Genomic DNA, 15673 nt, shown 5'->3' on the forward strand with positions numbered 1-15673 from the left:
GCTTTCAATCCTTCAGCGGCAGCTTCACGGCCTGCGCGTTCTCTCGCACGTAGTCGCGCAGGATGGCGTCGAAGCTCGCGTCGGCCTTCAGGCCCAGCGCCTCGGCGCGTGCGGCGTGGATGCGGCTGGGCCAGCTGGTGACGATCTTCGCGATGGCCGCGTCGGGTTCCCAGTCGATGAGGCCGGTTGCCTCCTTGCCGGCAATGCGTTCGAGCGCCTGCGCCATCTCGCGCACGGTGGTCGTCAGTGCGGGCAGGTTGATGGCAGTGCGCGCACCCCACTCGGCGGCGCTGGCCGTGGCCGCGCGCACGATGCCCGCGACGGTGTTGCCGGGCGAGGCCAGCGCGACCGGCGTGTCGGGCGACACCGGGCAGCGCGCTCGCTCGCCCGCCAGCGGCTCGCGCAGCATGCCGCTCAGGAAGCTGGAGGCCGCGCCGTTGGGCCGGCCGGGGCGCACCGACACCGTCATGAGCCGCACGTTGCGGCCCTGCACGAAGCCCTTGCGCGTGAAGTCGGCCACCAGCTGCTCGCCGATGAATTTCTGGATGCCGTAGCTGTTCTGCGGCGTGGGCAGCGTGGTGTCTTCGATCACGGCGGGCAGGCGCTGCTCGGGCGAATCGCCGAACACCGCAACCGAGCTGGAGAACACGAACACCGGCGAGTGACCCGCGCGGCGCGCTGCTTCGAGCAGGCCACGCGTGGCGTCGAGGTTGCTGCGCATGCCGAGGTCGAAGTCGGCCTCGCATTCACCGCTGACTGCGGCTGCGAGATGGAACACGAGCTGCGTGTCGGCGATGGGCAGGGCGCCGTTGCCGAGTTGTTCGAGCAGGTCGCCCTGCACGAACTGGATGCGCGCGTCGCCGGCCAGGTCGGCGGGCGGCGGCACGCGGTCGGCCAGCGTGATGCGCGACACGGGCTGCGCGGCACCGCCGGCCAATGCGAGGTTGCCGTCCGCGAGCAGCGTGCGGGCGAGGCGGGCGCCGAGGAAGCCGCAGCCGCCGGTGATGAGGATGTTCATGTGTCTCTTCTCTGCTTTCTTTCAGGCTTGTTTTTTCGGAGCCGGCACTTCGATGCCCGGAAAGATCTTGATGACCGCGCTGTCGTCCTCGCGCGCATAGCCCGCGGTCGAGGCCTGCATGAACATCTGGTGCGCGGTGGACGACAGCGGCAGCGGAAACTTGCTGGCCCGCGCCACATCGAGCACCAGCCCCAGGTCTTTCACGAAGATGTCGACCGCCGACAGCGGCGTGTAGTCGCCCGCGAGCACGTGCGCCATGCGGTTCTCGAACATCCAGCTGTTGCCCGCGCTGTGCGTGATGACCTCGTAGAGCGCGGTCGGGTCGACGCCTTCGCGCAGGCCCAGCGCCATCGCCTCGGCCGCGGCCGCGATGTGCACGCCGGCCAGCAGCTGGTTGATGACCTTCACCTTGCTGCCCGCGCCTGCCGAATCGCCCAGGCGGTAGACCTTGGCGGCCATCGCGTCGAGCACGGCGCCGGCCTTCTCGTAGGCGGCGGGCGTGCCGGCGGTCATCATCGTCATCTGGCCGCTTGCGGCCTTGGCGGCGCCACCGGAAATCGGCGCGTCGAGGTACAGGATGCCGAGCTTTGCAAGGCGCGCCTCGAGCGCCACCGACCAGTTCGGGTCCACCGTGGAGCACATCACGAACAGGCTGCCGGGCTTCATCGACGCGGCGCATCCGGGCGTGGTGCCGTCGCCGAACAGCACCGACTCGGTCTGAGCGGCATTCACGACCACGCTGACCACGATGTCGCACTGCGCGCCGATCGCGGCCAGCGTGTCGCAGGCCGTGCCGCCGTCGCGTGCGAAGGCTTCGGCTACCTCGCGGCGCACGTCGAACACGTGCGGCGCATGGCCCGCGCGGCGCAGCGATTGCGCCATGCCGGCGCCCATGGCGCCGAGGCCCACGAGGCCGACGACTGGAGAGTTGGAGGAAGAGGTCATCAGGATGTTCTTTCGATCAGCGATTCACGAGTTGCTTGGGCGTAAGCCACACGCCGATGGCGCCGAGCACCAGCGCCGCGGCCAGCACGTACATGCCGATCTGCGTGCTGCCCGTCAGGTCTTTCAGATAGCCGATGAGGTACGGGCTCACGAAGCCCGCGAGGTTGCCCACCGAGTTGATGGCCGCGATGCCGGCCGCAGCCGCCGTGCCCGACAGAAAGGCGGTAGGCAGCGACCAGAACAGCGGCGCGCAGGTCAGCACGCCGGCTGCGGCGAGCGACAGGAAGGCGAGCGACACGGCGGTGTTCTGCGTGTACGAAGCCGCGACCGTGAAGCCGATGGCGCCCATCAGCGCGGGCACGATCAGGTGCCAGCGGCGCTCCTGGCGACGGTCGGCGCTGCGACCGAAGAGGTTCATCGCGACGATGGCGCAGACGAACGGGATCGCGCTGAGCAGCCCGATGTGGAGGTTGCCCTTCACACCCGTGGCCTTGACCAGCGTGGGCAACCAGAAAGTCAGCGCATATTGGCCCATGACGAAGGCGAAGTAGATCAACGCCATCCACCATATGCGCACATCGCGGAACACGCCAGCCACCGAGTGCGGCCCCTTGGCGCCGTGCTCGGCATCGCGCGCCACCTCGCGCTGCAGCAGCGCCTTTTCCGCCCCGCTGAGCCAGCGTGCCTGCGCAATGCCGTTGTCGAGGTAGACCAGCACCATCACGCCCACGATCACGGCCGGGACGGCCTCGATGATGAACATCCATTGCCAGCCGCTCAGCGACGCCGCGCCGTGGAAGCTGTCCATGATCCAGCCCGACAGCGGGTTGCCGAAGATGCCCGCCACCGGAATCGCCGACATGAACACCGCGATGATCCGCGCGCGCCGGTGGGCCGGGTACCAGTGCGTGAGGTACAGGATCACGCCGGGGTAGAAGCCCGCCTCGGCCACGCCGAGCAGGAAACGCAGGATGTAGAAGCTGGTCGGCGTCTTCACGAACATGAAGCAGGCCGAGAGCAGGCCCCAGGTGATCATGATCCGCGCGATCCAGATGCGTGCCCCGACGCGGTTGAGCAGCAGGTTGCTCGGCACCTCGAACAGGAAGTAGCCGAGGAAGAAGATGCCCGCACCCAGGCCGAACACGGTTTCGCTGAAGCCCAGGTCCTGCCCCATCTGCAGCTTGGCGAAGCCGACGTTGACGCGGTCGAGGTACGCGACCACGTAGCAGAGCATGAGGAAGGGCACGAGGCGCCAGAACACCTTGGCGTAAGTGCGCTTTTCGAGCGCGGCATCGGCTGTGGCGGACGGCGTGGCGTGCGCGGCGCCGGCCGGGAGGGTGGAAGAAGTCATGAAAAGGTTTGTCCCGCTTGATTTGTCAGGTCATCATACAAATTTGAGTTTTGTTGATTGACCCGGGGAAACCCGGAGGCAACGCCTCTTGCGGCGACTTTCTGGTGTCTTTGTGTGTCGGCGGACTCAGCTGCCGACAGGCCAGCCTTCGACCAGGGGCCGCGCGAGTTGCGCGCCTTCCTGCTGCCAGAACGCAGGATCGGCCAGCTCGATGCGGCGGATCGCGTTGTCCATGTGGTTCTTGGCCGCCTCGCGCGCGCGCAGCGGATCGCCGGCCTCGATGGCCTCGACGATGCGCGCGTGCTCCTGCGCCACCTCGCGCGCGAAGTCGGCGCGGCGCGCCTCGTTGGCGCGCGTGACGCGGGTGGCGCCATGCAGGAACTGCCGCAGGTACTGCAGCGTGCCGAGCAGGAAGGGATTGCGCGCGGCCTCGGCGATGGCGCGGTGGAAGCGCACGTCCTCGTCGGCGCCGTTGCCGCCCGCCTCGACCGCCGCATGCAGTGCGGCTATGGCGTCGCGGATGCGCTGCACGTCTTCGTCCGTGCGCCGCTCGGCGGCCAGCGCGGCCACTTCGGCCTCGAGCGCACGGCGCACCTCGACCATCTGGATGACGGCTTCGCGCGAGGCGACGTGTGGCATCTCGAAGCGCAGCGGCTCGACACCGGCGGGGCGCACGTACACGCCGCTGCCCTGGCGCGAATCGAGCAACCCCAGCGACTTGAGCCGCGACACGGCCTCGCGCACCACGGTACGGCTCACGCCGAACTGCTCTGCCAATGCGGCCTCGGTCGGCAGGCGGTCGCCTTCGGAAAGACGCCCGCTGCGCACCTCGGCCGCGAGCGCATCGGCCACCTGGTCGGCGAGGCGGACGGCGGGGGCGAGGGACTGGAAGCGGGCGGTCATGGGTGCGATGGAGGTGGGGCCTGCGACTCTAACGCAGGCCCTGCGCGACCGCCGACGCTCAGTTCAGCGCGTGCCGCGCGGCGTTTGCAATGCTCGCGGCATCCACCCCGAAGAACCCGCGCAGCGCCGCGCGCGTGTCGCTGCGGCCGAAGCCGTCGGTACCCAGCGTGAGGTAGCGGCGGCCGTCGGGCAGGAAGGCGCGCACGCTCTCGGGCACGGCGCGCACGTAGTCGGTGGCAGCGACGATCGGGGCCTTGCCCTTGCCGAGTTGCTGCGCGATGAAGGGCGTGCCGGCTTCTTCGCCAGCCAGTGCGCGCTGCTCGCAGGCCAGCCCGTCGCGCGCAAGCTCGCTCCAGCTCGTGACGCTGAACACCTCGGCCTCGATGCCTTCCTCGGCCAGCAGCTGCGCGGCCTTGACGACTTCCGTCAGGATCGCGCCCGAGCCCATCAGCGTGACCTTCTTCTTCGCCTTGCCGGAGGCCGGCGAATACACGCCGAAGCGGTAGCACCCGCGCAGGATGTCGCCTTCCGCACCTTCGGGCACATCCGGCTGCGCGTAGTTCTCGTTCATGAGCGTGACGTAATAGAACACGTCCTTCTGCTCGACCATCATTTCGCGGATGCCCGCGTCGACGATCACCGCCATCTCGCCCGCATAGGCCGGGTCGTAGGCCTTGCAGTTGGGGATGGTCGCAGCCACGAGGTGACTGCTGCCGTCCTGGTGCTGCAGGCCTTCGCCGCCGAGCGTGGTGCGGCCCGAGGTGGCGCCCAGCAGGAAGCCGCGTGCGCGCTGGTCGGCCGCGGCCCAGATCGCATCGCCCACACGCTGGAAGCCGAACATCGAGTAGTAGATGTAGAAGGGCAGCATGGCCAGGCCATGCACGCTGTAGCTGGTGGCCGCGGCGGTCCAGCTCGCGATGGCGCCGGCTTCGCTGATGCCCTCTTCGAGGATCTGCCCGTCGGTCGCTTCGCGGTAGCTCAGCACCGAGCCGATGTCTTCGGGCGCGTAGCGCTGGCCCACGCTCGAATAGATGCCGACCTGCTTGAACAGGTTGGCCATGCCGAAGGTGCGCGCCTCATCGGCCACGATGGGCACGATGCGCGGACCGAGCGCGGTGTCCTTCATGAGGTTGCCCAGCATGCGCACGAAGGCCATGGTGGTGCTCATCTCCTTGCCGGCCGCAGCGGTCGCGAACTGCGCATAGCTTGCGATGTCGGGCTTGGGCACGATGTCGCAGGCGGTCTCGCGGCGCGGCATGGCGCCACCGAGCGCTTCGCGGTGCTGGCGCAGGTAGCGCATCTCGGCGCTGTCCTCGGCCGGGCGGTAGAAATCCATCGCGATGGCCTGCGCGTCGGTCAGCGGCAGGTTGAAGCGGTCGCGGAACTCGATCAGGTCCACGTCGCCCATCTTCTTGTGCGAGTGCGTGGTCATCTTGCCCTGCGCGGCGCTGCCCATGCCGTAGCCCTTCTTGGTGTGGGCGAGGATCACGGTGGGCTGGCCCTTGTGCCTGGCCGCTGCCGCGTAGGCCGCATGGATCTTCACGAGGTCGTGGCCGCCGCGCTTGAGGCGGTCGATCTGCTCGTCGGTCATGCCTTCGGCCAGGCGCGCGAGTTCGGGGTTCTGGCCGAAGAAGTTGTCGCGGTTGAAGCGGCCGTCCTTGGCCGCAAAGGTCTGCATCTGGCCGTCGACGGTGTTGGCGAACACGCGGGCCAGCGCACCGCTCACGTCCTGTGCAAAGAGGCCGTCCCAGTCGCTGCCCCACACGAGCTTGACGACGTTCCAGCCCGCGCCGGCGAAGAGCTTCTCGAGCTCGTCGATGATGCGGCCGTTGCCGCGCACCGGGCCGTCCAGCCGCTGCAGGTTGCAATTGACGACCCACACGAGGTTGTCGAGCTTCTCGCGCGCGGCGAGCGTCAGCGCGCTCATCGATTCGGGCTCGTCCATCTCGCCGTCGCCGAACACGCCCCACACCTTGCGGCCTTCGCAGTTCAGCAGGTTGCGGTGCGTGAGGTAGCGCATGAAGCGCGCGTGGTAGATCGAACTGATGGGGCCGATGCCCATCGAGCCGGTGGGGAACTGCCAGAAGTCCGGCATCAGATACGGATGCGGATAGCTGCTGAGGCCGCGTGCGCCACTGCCTTGCGTGAAGGCCGGTGCCGTCAGCTCCTGGCGGTAGTGCTTGAGGTCTTCTTCGCCGAGACGGCCTTCGAGGAACGCGCGCGCATAGACACCGGGCGCGCTGTGCGGCTGGAAGAACACGAGGTCGCCGCGGTGCTGCTCGCTGCGCGCATGGAAGAAGTGGTTGAAGCCGGTCTCGAACAGATCGGCCGCGCTCGCGTAGCTGGCGATGTGGCCGCCGAGTTCGCCATACGCCTGGTTGGCCTTGGCCACCATCGCGAGCGCGTTCCAGCGCATCAGCGAGGCGAGCCTTTCCTCGATGGCGAGGTCGCCGGGGAACGGCGGCTGGTCTTCCACCGCGATGGTGTTGACGTACGGCGTCGCGAGTTCGGGCTGCCAGCCGATGCGCTGTTGCCGCGCGAGGCGCGCCAGTTCGACCAGCATCTGCTTCGCGCGCTGCGGCCCCTGCGTTTGCGCCAGCGCCAGGAAGGCGTCGCGCCATTCGGCGGTCTCGGCGGGGTCGGGGTCGTGCGAGAGCGGCGTGTCGAGCAGCAGGGCACGCATCTGGTCGGGCGAAATCGGGGCGTTCATATCGGCACTTTAGGCCGCAGCGCAAAAAATTAGCTACTGGCGAAGCCAATTCCCTGCGGGCGTCGCAGCATAAAATTCCGCCAATCCTCCACTTGCCGGCACTTCATGCAACTCGACGCCATCGACCTGCGCATTCTCGACGAGCTGCAGCGCGACGGCGCGCTGTCGAACGTGGAGCTGGCGCGGCGCGTGCACCTGTCGCCATCGCCCTGCCTGGCCCGCGTGAAAGTGCTCGAAGCGAACGGCGTGATCGGCCGCTATGTGGCGCTCCTCCGCGCCAAGGCGCTGGGCTTGGGGCTCAACGTGTTCATCTCGATCAGCCTCACGACGCAGAGCAAGCAGTCGCTCGCCGACTTCGAGCAGCGCATCGCCGAGCACGACGAAGTGATGGAGTGCTACCTGATGACGGGCGACAGCGACTACCTGATCCGCATCGCGGTGGCGGACATGGCGGCGCTGGAGAAATTCATCCTGGAACAGCTCACGCCGATTCCAGGGGTCGAAAAGATCCGCTCCAGCTTTGCACTGAAGCAGGTCAGATATAAAACGGCGCTGCCGTTGCCGAGAGAGTAGGTACTCCCCCAGGCTTCGCGCACTTCGTGTCGCTTCGCCTTCCCCCTCGCCGGGGGCAACACCGGAGGCCCGGCAAAGCCGGTTCCTCGGTGTTTCCCGAAGGGGCGGGGAGTCGATCGTGGTCGCTCAGAGGCCGATCAGGCCGCCGTCGTCCTTGGTGATCACCAGCGTCGCCGAGCGCGGGCGCGCGGTGCCGCCCTGCGGCCAGTGGCTGAGGTACTTCGACGGATCGCCGATGTCGGCCTTGGCCGTGTTCTCGCCCGGGTGCTGGATGTTCACGAACAGCGCACGGCCGTCGCCCGATTCGGCGATGCCGGTGATTTCGCAGTCCACCGGCCCGACGAGGAAGCGGCGCAGGCCGTCGGTGCCCGGTGCCTTGCCGACGAAGGTGGCCTGCGTGGCGGTGGTGGCGCCATCGACGTTGGTGATGGTCTTCGCCGCACCGTCGCCCACCTTGCCCGGCAGGGCGCCGAGCAGCATGCAGTTGGTCACGTCGGTGTACTTGCCGTCGTCGGTCTCGAGCCACAGCAGGCCGGGGGAGGCCTGGCTGAACCACATGCCGTCGGGGCTGGAGAAGTCGTTGTCGGCCACGAGGTTGGACAGGTTGATGTCGGCCGACGCCGTGGAGCGGGCGCCGAACAGGTAGACGTCCCAGTTGAAGGTGGTGGCCGCCGGGTTGCCGCCGGCATCGGCGAAGCGGATGACGTGGCCGTTCGGGTTGCCCTTCTGCGCCGTCTGGGCCGTGCCCTTGGGGTCGTTGTAGTAGCGTGGATTGGCGGCGTCGGTGTTGGCGATGGTGCGCGCGGCGTTGTTGGTGAGGGTGAGGTACACCTCGCCGTTCTTCGGATTGACGGCCGTCCACTCGGGGCGGTCCATCTTCGTCGCGCCGGCCACGTCGGCCGCGAGGCGGGCATTGACCACCACGTCGGCGGCGTCGGCGAAGGGGTAGGCCGCGTTGCCGGAGGTGATGCCGTTCACGCCGAGCGAAAGCTCCAGCCAGTTGCCGGTGCCGTCGGCATTGAACTTGGCCACGTAGAGCTTGCCGTCGTCCATGTACTTGTCGCCGGCAGCCATGCCGCCGCCGACATCGGCCGCGTCCCAGCCCTTGGTGGAGACGAACTTGTAGAGGTATTCGTTCTGCGAGTCGTCGCCCATGTACCAGACCAGCGGCTTGCCGGCCACGACCGGGCCGAGGCAGGCGCCTTCGTGGCCGAAGCGGCCGAGGGCGGTGCGCTTCTTCGGGGTGCTGGACGGGTTGAACGGATCGATCTCGACCACCCAGCCGTAGGTGTGGGCGCCGTTGCGGAAGTCGTCGGTGGCGGTGGCGCCGACCACCTGGGTGTTCCAGCGGCCGTAGATGCTGTCGGCCGTGTCGGGCGTGACGGTGGCCCAGAGTTCGCGGCCGGTGCCGGCAACGCCGTAGCGGGTGAACGAGGCGATTTCCTTGGCGCTGCGGCTGGGGTTGTCGGTCGCGGCGATGCGGCGGAAGTAGCCGGCCCAGTTCTCTTCGCAGGTCAGGTAGGTGCCCCAGGGCGTGGTGCCGTTGGCGCAGTTGTTGAGCGTGCCGCGGGTCTTGCTGCCGTCGGTCGAGTACTTGGTCTTCAGGTAGTCGGTTTTCGCGGCCGGGCCCGAGAACTGCATTTCCGTCAACGTGTGCACGCGGCGGTTGAAGCTCGAATCCTGCTTGTAGCTCCAGGCACTGCCGTTCTTGTTGACCTCGATCACGCTCACGCCGTGCAGGTAGAACTCGCGCAGCACTTCGTCGGAGACGGTACGGACGGCCGCGTTGCCGCTGCCGGTGATGGTCTGCCCGGTGGGGTGCAGGAACAGCGACGTGATGGCTTCATGGTTCATCGCGAGCAGGCCGCGCGAGGCGCTGGCAGCGTCCCACTTGTTCGACGCGTTCATGCCGAAGAAGGTCATGCCGTCGTGGTGGTCACCGGCGCGGCGGTCGTAGGTGGTCGCGTCGTCGGTGCCGTCGTTCTTGTAGGCAGCGACGCCCGCGGCGATCGGGTCGCCCAGGCGATACAGCACGCTCGCGGTGTAGCCGGCAGGCACTGTCACGACGTCGGCGAGGCTCTTGGCGACGGCGTTGAAGCCGAGCTTCATCGGGGTGGCCGGCGCAGGCCCCGGCGCGGGCGCGGGCGCGGGTGCAGGTGCGGGCGGTGCGGGGGCCGGCGCCGGAGGCAGGACCGGGAAGCCGGCACCTCCGCCGCCGCCACCGCCGCACGCCTGCAGCAGTGCCGTGCCGGCGGTGCCGACGCCCAGGCCGAACAGGTGGCGGCGGCTCAGGCGCGAGGCGATCAGGTCGGTGAACGAGGGGTTCGACGTGGGGTTGGTGCCGATGTCGTCGAGGTCGACCGAGGGATCGTCGGTGCGGGTATTTGCGGTCATGCGCAATGTCTTTCTTCGTGGATTGGAGGAAACCAGCCCGTGAAGTTAGGCACTTCGTATGACGGCTCAATGAAACCCTCAGCCTCCCGTCAGGTTGAATTGATCTACCAAGTGCCGTGCCCTGCTCAGGGAGCGGGCGACTGCCTCGGCCACAGCGCCCACAGGCGCAGCGGCTGGTTCATGCTCGCCGCGAGGCGGCCCGCATCGGCGCCGGTGCCCGCGAAGTAGTCGGCGCGCACCGCGCCGAGGATGGCGCTGCCGGTATCCTGCGCCACCACCAGTTTCTGCAGCTGCGCCGCCGGCCCGCTGGACGCCAGCCACACCGGCGTGCCGTACGGGATGCTCTCGCGGTCGACCGCGATGGAGCGGCCGGCCGTGAGCGGCACGCCTTGCGCGCCGCGCGGGCCGAAGGCGGCGTCGACCTCGCTCATCGTCTCTTCACGGAAGAACACGTAGCGCGGATTGCTCCACATCAGTTGCGACACGCGCTGCGGGTTCTGCGCGGCCCAGGCCTTGGTGTCGTCAGGCCACTTGCCGACCTTGGTCACGCCCTGGCTGATCAGCCATTGCTGCACGCTGCGGTAAGGCTGCTCATTGGTGGCCGAGAAGGCCATTCGCACGGTGTGCTGGTATCCGTTGGCCTCGGTGATGCGCAGGCGCCCCGATCCCTGGATGTGCAGCATCAGCGCGTCGATGGGGTCGGCCATCCACGCGATCTCGCGGCCGCGCAGCGCGGCCTGCGCTTCGGGCAGGGTCTCGATCTCCTGGCGCGTGTACCAGGGGCGGCGCGGCACCAGGCCGTCCGGGGCCTGGTAGATCGGCACGTTGAAGGTGGCGGTGGGCACGCGCGAGGCTTCGTACACCGGCTCGTAGTAGCTGGTGAGCTTGCCTTCGGTCTGGCCGTTCAGCGCCTCGACGCGGTAGGGCTGCAGCCGCTCGGTCATCCACTGGCGCTGCTCTTCGGGCGTGGCGATGGTCAGCTGGCGCACGTCGCGGCACAGCGGCGCGAAGGCGGCGTTGGGTCGCACGCAGTTCGCCAGCAGCGCGATCCACGCCTCGTGCAGCGGGTCTTCGCCGAAGCCCGGCAGTTCCGTCCAGCCGACCGGCACCCAGCGGCTCTTGGGATGCGCGAGCGAGCCGGTGAGCGGACCGAGGTCGCGCGGCGGGGTGGCGGAGGGGCGGGCGGGGGCCTCGGGCGTGCGCGGGCCGGTGGAACAGGCGGCGAGCGTTGCTACGATCACAAGCCCGACCAGCCACTGGAGTCCATTTCTCATGGGTTTGATTCTGCTTGAAGCCCTCGCCGCGGGACTCGTGTTCATCTTGATCATCTGGTGGACCATGTTTTCCGGCCGCAACAAGGGTGAATTGCACGACGACGACCAACCCGAAGCCAGCCGCGACGCCCCCAACGGGAACCCGCCGCCGGAAACGTGAATTGCTTGCGCAGTCCCGCGCCGCGCAGCCGTGTCGGACAATCACCCCATCGCTATTACTTTAGTAGCAATCATCGCAGCATTCATGCGCAACGGCGACACTTTTCTTGTTTTCGGGAGGGCTTGGAGCCCGTACCATCGCGTACTCCCGGAAGCTAAGCTGTGGCCCGCCTGATTCAACCTAGAAAGGGATTGCCATGAAAAAGTTCGTCCTCGCAACCACCGCCACCGCGCTCATCCTGTCCGGCTGCGCCGGAGGCATGACCGACACCCAGCGCAACACCGGCATCGGCGCCGGCATCGGTGCACTGGGCGGCGCCGCCATTGGCTCGGCCACCGGCGGCAACCGCGGTGCCATCGGCACGGGCGCCGTGGTCGGCGCGGCCGCCGGCGCGCTCGGCGGCTACCTGTGGTCGCAGCGCATGGAAAACCAGAAGCGCCAGATGGAAGCCGCCACGCAGGGCACCGGTGTCGCCGTGACCCAGACGCCCAACAACGAGCTGAAGCTGCAGATTCCGAGCGACGTGTCCTTCGACGTGGGCCGCGCCAACATCAAGCCGAACTTCGCGCCGGTGCTCGACCAGTTCGCCAACGGCCTGCGCAACAACCCGAACGCCGAGGTGCGCATCATCGGCCACACCGACAGCACCGGCTCGGACGCCGTCAACAACCCGCTGTCGGTCGAACGCGCGGCCAGCACGCGCGACTACCTCGTGGCGCACGGCGTGAACGCGGCGATCTTCCGCATCGAAGGCCGCGGTTCGCACGAGCCCATTGCCGACAACAACAGCGACGCAGGCCGGGCGCAGAACCGCCGCGTCGAAATCTACATGGGTGAGCGCGGGCCGCGAGGCTGAGCGTTCACCGCATGGGGAAACCGGCCGCGCTGAAAGGCCGGTTCCCGCCACTACCGTTCCATTGGTCCATTAAGAGGGAATCTCATGAGGAAGTTCGTTGTTTCGAGTGCGGCCGCGGCCGCGTTGCTTTTCATCGCGGGCTGCGCTTCGCAGTCGCAGCCGCCGGCCACCGCCGCGCCGGCCGCCGCAACGGCCGCGCCAGCCAACAGCTGGACGGCCCGCCTGGCCGCGTTGAAGACTGATCTCGAAACCTCCACCAAGGGCACGGGCGCGGTGATCGAGCAGACCGCCGACAACCAGCTGCACGTGGTGATCCCGAACGAGCTGTCGTTCGACTCCGGCCGCGCCAACGTCAAGCGCAACCTCGCGCAGGTGCTCGACAAGGTGGCCGAAGGCCTGAAAAACGCCACCGCCGCCAGCGTCCGCGTGGTCGGCCACACCGACAGCGTCGGCAGCGAGGAAGGCAACGAGCGCCTCTCGGTGAGCCGCGCCGACAGCGTGCGCAACCACCTCGTGAGCCGCGGCGTGTCGACCACGGCCATCACGACCGACGGCCGCGGCTCGCGCGAGCCGCTGGCGGACAACGGCACGGCCGCCGGCCGCGCACAGAACCGTCGCGTCGAGATCTTCGTCGCCGAGAAAGCCTGACCCCCAGTCTTCGCGCACTTCGTGTCGCTTCGCCAACCCCCTTTCAGGGGGCAACACCTGCGGCCCGGCAAAGCCGGTTCCGCGGTGTTCGCTTAGAAGAGGCCGGGCGCCGCCGTTAAAGCCGCCGTTAAAGATCTCTGAGGCGGTTGGCTAGTTCTACGGCTGACTTCACTTCCATTTTTTCGAACACGCGCGCGCGGTGGACTTCCACCGTGCGCACGCTGATCGCGAGCTGGTCGGCGATCAGCTTGTTCGGCAGGCCCTCGACCACGAGCCGCATCACGTCGCGCTCGCGATCGGTCAGCTCGGCGATGCGCTCGCTCAGCCCACGGCGCAGGCGCTGCACTTCCAGCGCCTGCAGCGACGCACTCAACGCATGCTCGATGCGGTCGACGAGCGCATTGTCCGAGAACGGCTTCTCGCAGAAATCGAAAGCGCCGCGCTTCACCGCATCGACGGCCGTCGGCACGTCGGCGTGGCCGGTCAGGAAGATCACCGGCATCGCTGGCAGCAGGCCGCGCTCGGCCAGCCGGTCGAACAGCACCAGCCCGCTGGTGCCGGGCATGCGCACGTCCAGCAGCAGGCACAGTGGCTGCGCCGGCAGCGGGCCTTGGTCGAGGAACTGCTCGAACGCCTCGGCACTGCCGAAATGCTCGCTGGCCAGGCGGCGCGAGCGCAGCAGCCAGGCCAGCGCCTCGCGCACGCTGGCGTCGTCGTCCACGATGAAGATCAAGCCGTCGATCAGTGGTTGCATGTCATGAGATCCAGCAGAAGATTGATTGTCTGAAGGGCGCCGTCAAGCGGCCGGCAGCGTGAAACGGAATACGGTGCCGCGCGGCTTGTTCGGCTCGAACACCAGCGCCCCGCCGTGCTGCTCCACCACCGTGCGGCACAGGCTCAGGCCGAGCCCCATGCCGTCGGCGCGCGTGGTGAAGAAGGGGGTGAAGAGCCGCTCGGCCACGTCCTCGCCGATGCCGCTGCCCAGGTCGGCCACCGAGAACTCGAGCCAGCGCCGCCCGTCTTCCTGCACCGTGCCACCCACCGCGACGGCGCGCGCCACGCGCAGCCGCAGCACGCGGCTGCCGACGTTGTCGGGGCCGTCCATGGCCTGCATCGCATTGCGTGCCAGGTTCAGCAGCACCTGCTCGACCAGCGTGCGGTCGCACATGGCCGCCGGCAGGCGGTCTTCGAGCACCACCTCGATGGTCACGCCGAGCTTGCGCGCCTGCAGCCGCACCAGGGGCAGCACCGCGTCGATCAGCGCCTGCGGCGCGACGGCCTCGCGCGTGCGGTCGCGCCGGCGAACGAAGTCGTGCACGCTGCGAATGACCTGGCCCGCGCGGTCGGCCTGCTCGGCGATGCGCTTCACCGCCATCGCAACTTCGCCCTGGTCGCCCTTCGCATGCGGGCCGAGCAGGTTGAGCGAGCCACTCGCATAGCTGGCGATGGCGGCCAGCGGCTGCGTGAGTTCGTGGCTCAGCAACGACGCCATCTCGCCGACGGTCGCCAGCCGTGCGCTGGCCTGCAGCCGCTCCTGGCTGGCGCGCGAGAGCTCCTCGATGCGGCGCTGCTCGCTCACGTCGATGAACGCGCTCATCCAGCCGGTCTGCACCTTGTGCGCGTTGATGAGCGGCGCCTCGAAGATCAGCACCGGAAAGCGCGTGCCGTCCTTGCGCATGAAGACCGACTCGAAGCCTTCGCGCGGCGGCATGCCGCCGGCAAGGCGCCGCGCCTGCCGCTGCTGGTACTCGTGTGCCAGTTCGGTCGGCCAATAGGGTGCGTCGGCGCTGTCCGCCATGAGCTCCTCGGGGCTGAAGCCGACCATCTCGCAGAAGGCCGGGTTCACGTAGGTGATGCGGCCCTGCAGGTCGCGCGCGCGCAGGCCGGTGATGACCGAGTCTTCCATCGCCTTGCGGAAGGCCAGCGCGTCGGCCAGGTCGCGCTCGGCGCGCAGGCGGCGGCGCGTGTCGCGCGCGAGCAGCACCAGCACCGACACCAGCGCGATCGAGATCGCAGTGACCAGCGCGGTGAGCATGTTCGGGAACAGGTCGGGCGCGGCGCGCCAGCCGTCGACGCGCAGCATCAGCGCGGCGCCCGGCAGGTCGATCAGCTGCTGCGAGGTGAACACCCGCGTACCGACGCGCCGCGAACTGCCGAGCGCCACCAGCCGCGTGCCGTCGGCCTCGGTGAATGCCACTTCCTGGCCGCGCGTGAGCGTGGAACCGACCAGCTCGATCAGCGCATCGCGCAGCGAGTAGCTCGCCACGAGGTAGCCGCCGCCATCGATCGGCAGGCACAGCTCCATCACCTCGATGCCGCCGCCACCGGCGATCGGCACGTAGTGGCTCGGCGAATAGGCCGGCGCGCCGAGCTTGCGCGCGGCGGCGCAGGCCAGCGTCACGTCGGACTGCTCGGGGCCGCGGCTCTCCTCGTCGAGGAGGCGCATGCGGTAGGGCGTGTTGACGGCCTGCTGCGTGCGCATGGCGGCATCGCGCCATTCGAGCCGCAGCCATTCGCGGTGCTCGCGCAGCAGCGCGGCCGCGGCCGTGGGCCATTGTGTGCGGTCGGCGCCCGGGGCCTGCGTGGCGCGCAGGCTCTGCGCATTGCGCTGGAAGCCGCTGCGCAGGTCGGAGACGGCGTCGGCGGTGTCGCGGTCGAGCGCGGCCTGCACCTGCTCGACCTCGTGCCGGCCAGCGAGCCACACCACCGTCACCAGCAATACCGACACCAGCACCGCCATCAGCAGCCACAGGAACCAGCGCTGCCACAGCGAGCGCAGCCGTGCGAACGCCAGCAGCGCCCACCGCTGCGGTGCGACGGTCAGCAGCGCATCAGACATCG

Annotated in this window: 13 protein-coding genes; 4 read left to right on the forward strand and 9 right to left on the reverse strand. The window is 68.7% G+C overall.

The features are described 5' to 3' along the window. Nucleotides 1-4: 4 nt before the first annotated feature. The 5 genes from denD to mdeB all read right to left on the reverse strand — a co-directional run bounded on the left by denD (nt 5) and on the right by mdeB (nt 6927). Complete coding sequence (denD, locus tag ACEOAB_RS28630) at nt 5-1018, reverse strand: D-erythronate dehydrogenase (protein ID WP_495653282.1); 1014 nt, start codon at nt 1016-1018, stop codon at nt 5-7. A 21-nt stretch (nt 1019-1039) separates the two neighbouring features. After that, nucleotides 1040-1963 (reverse strand): L-threonate dehydrogenase, encoded by a 924-nt coding sequence (ltnD, locus tag ACEOAB_RS28635; RefSeq protein WP_413750218.1) that lies wholly within the window; start codon nt 1961-1963, stop codon nt 1040-1042. A 16-nt stretch (nt 1964-1979) separates the two neighbouring features. Beyond that, entirely contained in the window at nt 1980-3314 is a 1335-nt protein-coding gene (locus tag ACEOAB_RS28640) for an MFS transporter (protein ID WP_413750217.1), read from the reverse strand. Nucleotides 3315-3440: 126 nt separating this feature from the next. Beyond that, nucleotides 3441-4217 carry a FadR/GntR family transcriptional regulator gene (locus tag ACEOAB_RS28645; RefSeq protein WP_413750216.1) on the reverse strand — a complete coding sequence of 259 codons (777 nt, stop codon included), beginning with the start codon at nt 4215-4217 and terminating at the stop codon, nt 3441-3443. Between the two features lie 58 nt (nt 4218-4275). Then, the gene (gene mdeB / locus ACEOAB_RS28650; protein ID WP_413750215.1) at nt 4276-6927 is read right to left on the reverse strand and encodes an alpha-ketoglutarate dehydrogenase; all 2652 of its coding nucleotides are present in this window, start codon (nt 6925-6927) and stop codon (nt 4276-4278) included. A gap of 105 nt (nt 6928-7032) precedes the next feature. Here mdeB and ACEOAB_RS28655 point away from each other — a divergent pair, with 105 nt between their 5' ends. Further along, nucleotides 7033-7500: an Lrp/AsnC family transcriptional regulator gene (locus tag ACEOAB_RS28655; protein ID WP_413750214.1), complete on the forward strand. Its 468-nt coding sequence runs from the start codon at nt 7033-7035 to the stop codon at nt 7498-7500. Between the two features lie 126 nt (nt 7501-7626). Here the strand turns inward: ACEOAB_RS28655 and ACEOAB_RS28660 are convergent, their stop codons facing one another. Then, nucleotides 7627-9894: a PhoX family protein gene (locus tag ACEOAB_RS28660; protein WP_495653283.1), complete on the reverse strand. Its 2268-nt coding sequence runs from the start codon at nt 9892-9894 to the stop codon at nt 7627-7629. Nucleotides 9895-10019: 125 nt separating this feature from the next. Beyond that, nucleotides 10020-11168, reverse strand: coding sequence for a murein transglycosylase A (gene mltA / locus ACEOAB_RS28665; RefSeq protein WP_056593080.1), 1149 nt, complete (start codon nt 11166-11168; stop codon nt 10020-10022). On the opposite strand from mltA, the gene ACEOAB_RS28670 reads away from it, so the two are divergent. The 3 genes from ACEOAB_RS28670 (at nt 11167) to ACEOAB_RS28680 (ending at nt 12832) form a co-directional block, all read left to right on the forward strand. Then, nucleotides 11167-11328: a hypothetical protein gene (locus ACEOAB_RS28670; RefSeq protein WP_495653284.1), complete on the forward strand. Its 162-nt coding sequence runs from the start codon at nt 11167-11169 to the stop codon at nt 11326-11328. The genes mltA and ACEOAB_RS28670 overlap by 2 nt on opposite strands. A gap of 196 nt (nt 11329-11524) precedes the next feature. Beyond that, on the forward strand, nt 11525-12184 hold the full coding sequence (locus ACEOAB_RS28675; RefSeq protein ID WP_056593085.1) for a YiaD family glycine zipper/OmpA-like lipoprotein: 660 nt from the start codon (nt 11525-11527) through the stop codon (nt 12182-12184). 84 nt (nt 12185-12268) lie between these two features. Beyond that, a complete protein-coding gene (locus ACEOAB_RS28680; protein ID WP_495653285.1) occupies nt 12269-12832 on the forward strand; it encodes an OmpA family protein in 564 nt (187 codons plus the stop codon). A gap of 127 nt (nt 12833-12959) precedes the next feature. Here the strand turns inward: ACEOAB_RS28680 and ACEOAB_RS28685 are convergent, their stop codons facing one another. Then, a complete protein-coding gene (locus ACEOAB_RS28685) occupies nt 12960-13586 on the reverse strand; it encodes a response regulator transcription factor (protein WP_007828807.1) in 627 nt (208 codons plus the stop codon). A gap of 42 nt (nt 13587-13628) precedes the next feature. Continuing rightward, a complete protein-coding gene (locus ACEOAB_RS28690) occupies nt 13629-15671 on the reverse strand; it encodes a two-component system sensor histidine kinase NtrB (protein WP_495653286.1) in 2043 nt (680 codons plus the stop codon). Between the last annotated feature and the right edge of the window lie 2 nt (nt 15672-15673).

The sequence above is a fragment of the Variovorax sp. Varisp53 genome, assembly GCF_059491555.1.

Excerpts from the sequence above, each read along its gene's own strand:
- denD (WP_495653282.1), bottom strand. The coding sequence starts at position 1,018 with ATGAACATCCTCATCACCGGCGGCTGCGGCTTCCTCGGCGCCCGCCTC.
- ltnD (WP_413750218.1), bottom strand. The coding sequence starts at position 1,963 with ATGACCTCTTCCTCCAACTCTCCAGTCGTCGGCCTCGTGGGCCTCGGC.
- ACEOAB_RS28640 (WP_413750217.1), bottom strand. The coding sequence starts at position 3,314 with ATGACTTCTTCCACCCTCCCGGCCGGCGCCGCGCACGCCACGCCGTCC.
- ACEOAB_RS28645 (WP_413750216.1), bottom strand. The coding sequence starts at position 4,217 with ATGACCGCCCGCTTCCAGTCCCTCGCCCCCGCCGTCCGCCTCGCCGAC.
- mdeB (WP_413750215.1), bottom strand. The coding sequence starts at position 6,927 with ATGAACGCCCCGATTTCGCCCGACCAGATGCGTGCCCTGCTGCTCGAC.
- ACEOAB_RS28655 (WP_413750214.1), top strand. The coding sequence starts at position 7,033 with ATGCAACTCGACGCCATCGACCTGCGCATTCTCGACGAGCTGCAGCGC.
- ACEOAB_RS28660 (WP_495653283.1), bottom strand. The coding sequence starts at position 9,894 with ATGACCGCAAATACCCGCACCGACGATCCCTCGGTCGACCTCGACGAC.
- ACEOAB_RS28670 (WP_495653284.1), top strand. The coding sequence starts at position 11,167 with ATGGGTTTGATTCTGCTTGAAGCCCTCGCCGCGGGACTCGTGTTCATC.
- mltA (WP_056593080.1), bottom strand. The coding sequence starts at position 11,168 with ATGAGAAATGGACTCCAGTGGCTGGTCGGGCTTGTGATCGTAGCAACG.
- ACEOAB_RS28675 (WP_056593085.1), top strand. The coding sequence starts at position 11,525 with ATGAAAAAGTTCGTCCTCGCAACCACCGCCACCGCGCTCATCCTGTCC.
- ACEOAB_RS28680 (WP_495653285.1), top strand. The coding sequence starts at position 12,269 with ATGAGGAAGTTCGTTGTTTCGAGTGCGGCCGCGGCCGCGTTGCTTTTC.
- ACEOAB_RS28685 (WP_007828807.1), bottom strand. The coding sequence starts at position 13,586 with ATGCAACCACTGATCGACGGCTTGATCTTCATCGTGGACGACGACGCC.
- ACEOAB_RS28690 (WP_495653286.1), bottom strand. The coding sequence starts at position 15,671 with ATGTCTGATGCGCTGCTGACCGTCGCACCGCAGCGGTGGGCGCTGCTG.